The 4,344-nt window shown below is 29.9% G+C and carries 5 protein-coding genes; all 5 read left to right on the top strand.

From position 1 onward, the window contains the following. A partial coding sequence (locus tag E1I18_RS03745; protein WP_170218547.1) for an LLM class flavin-dependent oxidoreductase occupies positions 1-682 on the top strand: 682 nt, incomplete at its 5' end. A 1-nt stretch (position 683) separates the two neighbouring features. Then, on the top strand, positions 684-1,028 hold the full coding sequence (locus tag E1I18_RS03565; protein WP_141484217.1) for a glycine cleavage system protein H: 345 nt from the start codon (positions 684-686) through the stop codon (positions 1,026-1,028). A 2-nt stretch (positions 1,029-1,030) separates the two neighbouring features. Continuing rightward, complete coding sequence (locus tag E1I18_RS03570) at positions 1,031-1,906, top strand: SIR2 family NAD-dependent protein deacylase (protein ID WP_141484218.1); 876 nt, start codon at positions 1,031-1,033, stop codon at positions 1,904-1,906. Continuing rightward, the gene (locus tag E1I18_RS03575; RefSeq protein WP_141484219.1) at positions 1,884-2,930 is read left to right on the top strand and encodes a lipoate--protein ligase; all 1,047 of its coding nucleotides are present in this window, start codon (positions 1,884-1,886) and stop codon (positions 2,928-2,930) included. The genes E1I18_RS03570 and E1I18_RS03575 overlap by 23 nt, the downstream gene beginning before the upstream one ends. Next, positions 2,930-4,111, top strand: coding sequence for an NADH-dependent flavin oxidoreductase (locus E1I18_RS03580; protein ID WP_141484220.1), 1,182 nt, complete (start codon positions 2,930-2,932; stop codon positions 4,109-4,111). Before E1I18_RS03575 ends, E1I18_RS03580 begins: the two co-directional genes overlap by 1 nt. The last annotated feature ends 233 nt before the right edge of the window (positions 4,112-4,344 follow it).

Genomic DNA, 4,344 nt, shown 5'->3' on the forward strand with positions numbered 1-4,344 from the left:
TGGTTTTGGTTACAATCCAGGTACTCAAAAAGTTGCAAAATTACTGAATTCCAATGCAAATGTTGAGAATTTTCAACAAAAATTATTAGAAGTCAATGAATTTGTTAATTCTAATAAAGCAAATGAACTAAGAGTTAATCCGGTATGTGAGCAAAAAATTACTCCTACATTACTGCTTACATCAATAAAATCAGCTATTTTTGCAGCAAAAAATAAGTTCAAAATGAATTATGGTTGATTTTTAAATCCTTTCAAATCAAATGCAAAGCAAGTAATTGATACATATATTCAAACTTATACACAAACATGAGGCAAAAAACCTGAAGATGTTGCTATAAGCATTAATGTAGTTAGTGGCGAAAGTATTGAAAAAACATTGCAAAATCAACAAATTTTAGGAATGTATAGACTTGGTCTTAAGGAATTCAATTATTTTGATAGTTATCCAGAGTATGAAGATTTTAAACAAATTAAATTTTCTGCATTGCAACAAGCAATGTATGAGGATAATTTTGATGGAATTTATGCTCTTAACAACGTTAATGATGTTTCAAAACTAGATGATTTATGTAGAGAATTGAATGTGGATCATTTGATGATCTTGCCTACTATGTCAAGCATTGAGGATCGCAAAAAGGCTCTTAAACTAGTTGCAGATTTTTACAACAGAAAGAAGGTTTAATATGAAAAAAGTGATTAAATATCTTGTAATTGAAAAACTTGATAATCAAGAAATTTACTTACTAAAAATGACTCCTGAAATGCAGGATGATATAGGAACAATTGGTTATCTAGAATTTAAAAACACTGATAAAAAAGAACTTAAAGCAGGTGATCAATTTGCAGCACTTGAAGCATCAAAAGCAGTTTTAACTCTAAAAATGCCTCTAGATGCCACTGTAGTTGAATGAAATAAATTAGCAATTGAATCACCTAAAATGTTAAGTTCACACAAAGAAGAACAAAATTGAATTATAAAGCTAACCAACATTGATAAAAGTGTTTTTGAAGCAGCTGAAGACTTTTAATTATGTGAAATACAAAAATTGATAATGTTAAGCAATTAAATGATTTAATAAATGAAGCTGACGCAATTGTTTTAGGTATTGGTTCAGGCATGACTAGTGCTGATGGAATCGGTTATACTGGTAAAAGATTTGTTGCTAATTTTAAAGATTTTATTGATGAATTTAAGTTTTTAGATATGTTGCAGGCTAGTGTTTATCATTTTGATAACATTCAGAACTACTGAGCATTTCATTCACGATTTATGGAGTTGAACTATTTTGATCAACCAGCTAGCGAAAGCTTTTTGAAGCTAAACGAGTATATAAAAGGCAAAAATTACTTCATTATTACAACAAATTCTGATAATAGTCTTGAAGCTGCAAACTTTGATGAAGACAAAATTTTCTACATTCAAGGTAAATATAATTTATTGCAGTGTTCTCAAATGTGTCATAATCAACGATACTCAAATGATGAAGCAGTTTATCGTATGATTCGTGAACAAAAAGATATGAAAGTTGACCTCGATATTATTCCGCGATGTCCTAAATGTGGTGATTTTTTAGAGGTTAATAAAAGACTCAAAGGTAAAGGAATGGTTGAAGACGAGCGTTTTTTTGAAGAAAAAAGGCGATATGAACAATTTATTTCTCAAAATAAAGACAAAAAGATTTTATTTTGAGAAATTGGTGTTGGATACTCAACACCAATGCTTATTAAACACCCGTTTTGAGCAATGACTCAACAATATCCGAATGCATTATACTTAGCAATGAATAACAAATCGTATAGATTGCCACAAGACATCAAACCTAAAACAATTGTTTATACAGAAGACATTAAAGAAACAATAGCTAACTTGTTAAAGGAAAATCATGATATTAATCGAACCAATTAGAAATGGTAAATACATTAAAGATGGAGCATACTGACTTGCAATTCAAATCTGAGCTTCTAGTCACTTACGCTTCAATGAAACAATCGTATTTCCAGGTATTTGTGATGCTCATATTCAAATGGGATATTTCCAAAACCCTGAAGTTGAAGTAAATTTCAACTACCTTAAAGAAAAAAATATTGAAATTGTGCGTAGAAATACTGGTGGCGGAACTATTTACATTGACTCAAACTCTGTAGGTATTTGCTACTTAATTCCATACAAAGAACATGAAAGTGTACTTGGAAACTATGCAAAATTCTATGAACCAATAATAAAAATTTTACGTGAAATGGGTGCTACAACTGTAACTCAAACTGGTAAAAACGACCTAACAATTGATGGACGTAAAGTATCAGGTGCAGCAATGATGTTAATTAATGATGAAATTATTTATGGTGGAAACACATTGCTTTACAATCTTGACTATGACGCTATGGAAAAAGTGTTGAATCCAAACCGTAAAAAAATTGAAGCTAAAGGAATTAAATCAGTACGACAAAGAGTTGCTGCTTTAAGTCAATACCTCGACAAAAAATACCAAAACCTTGATATTTTTGAATTTAAAGATATCTTCCTTAAAAAACTTTTTGAAACAGACGACTTAAGTAAAGTTAATCGTTATGAATTGAGTGAAAAAGATTGAGCAGAAATTGATGAATTAGTGAATACAAAATACAAAAATTGAGATTGAACTTATGGACTTAGTCCACGTTATGAATATAACCGTGATGCGAGATTAAAAATCGGAACAATTAACTTCTCTATTGCAGTAGAGCAACAAAAAATAAGCAAAATTAAAATTAGTGGTGATTTCTTTGCACGAACAAAAACACTTGAAGACCTTGAACAAGCTTTAATTGGTACAAAAATGAAGAGAGAAGACCTTATTGAAGCATTTAACAAAGCAAATCTTCAAAGTTATTTCTTTAATGAAATAAGTGCTGAAGAAGTAGCAGACATAATTTTGGATAATGAAAACTAATGAATAAATTTAAACCCTTATTTGAACCATATAAATTAAATAATTTCACATTGAAAAACCGTTTTGTGCTTTCACCAATGACGTTGAGTTTAGCTTCAGAAGATGGATTTATGACGCCTGAAGAAACAGAATATGCAAAACGTCGTGCACATAGTGCACCATTGCAAATTTCAGGTGGAACATACTTTGATGAATATGGCCAACTCTTTGAATTTGGTTACAGTGCAAAAAGTGATGATTACATTGAATCACTAAAACAACTTCGTGATGCAATGAAGACACCTGAAAACAAAGTTATTTTACAATTAGCGCATGCTGGTAAATTTTCACAGGCATCATTGAGAAAATATGGTCATTTATATGGTCCATCATATGAACATAATTTTTATCCTTTTGAACACGAAGTTTTTGAGTTAACCAAAGAACAAATTAAACAAATTATTGAAGACTATGGAAACGCAACAATCAGAGCTATTAAAGCAGGTTTTGATGGAGTTGAGATTTCAATGGCTCAAAGGTTGCTAATCCAAACATTTTTCAGTAAAATTGTTAATAAACGTAACGATGAATACTCATCTGAAACATTTGAAAATCGTTCAAGACTTGCGCGTGAAATTTTAACTAAAATAAGATCAATAATAGATGAATATGCCCCTAAAGATTTCATATTTGGTTTTAGAGCAACGCCTGAAGAAACATATGGTGGTGAGTTAGGTTACACAATTGAAGAATTTTGCCAATTAACTGATTTAGCAATAGATTTGGGCAAAATTGATTATCTTGCAATTGCAAGTTGAGGACACGATATTTACTTAAACAAAGTGCGTTCAGAATGCAAATACAAAGGTGAACTTGTAAATAAAGTTATTTACGAACATATTAATAAACGTATTGCTGTAATTTCAAGCGGCGGAATTAATAACCCTGAAAAATGTTTAGAAGCACTTAAATATTCTGATTTAGTAGGTCTTAGTTCAGTATTTGTTGCTGACCCCGAATTTGTACAAAAAATTGAACAAGACAAACTAGCAGATATTAATTTATTTGTATCATTTGATCAACTTAAAGATCTTGCAATTCCAGAACAATCATTTAAAGGTATTGCAAATATGTTTAGTTATTGTGAAACAATACCCCCAAAAACTATTAACACAATCGAACAAAACGCAATCAAAAAATAATCTCTTATTGAGATTATTTTTTTGCCCAAATGTACTCATAATTGTGTGTATAGGTAAAAATTATTAAAAAAGTGATGTAATATTACAAAATAAAATAACATAAATGTTCCTGAGTTTCGGAGTAAAAAACAAAAAGTGTAAAATTGACTGTTATTTTAAGTCAAAATACACTTTTTGTTTTTTCTATATACAATTTTTTACAATTTCTAGAAATTCATTATACGTTTCTTCAT

Origin of the sequence: Mycoplasmopsis mucosicanis (genome assembly GCF_006546935.1) — a bacterium.
In the GTDB taxonomy this organism is placed as follows: domain Bacteria; phylum Bacillota_I; class Bacilli_A; order Mycoplasmatales; family Metamycoplasmataceae; genus Mycoplasmopsis; species Mycoplasmopsis mucosicanis.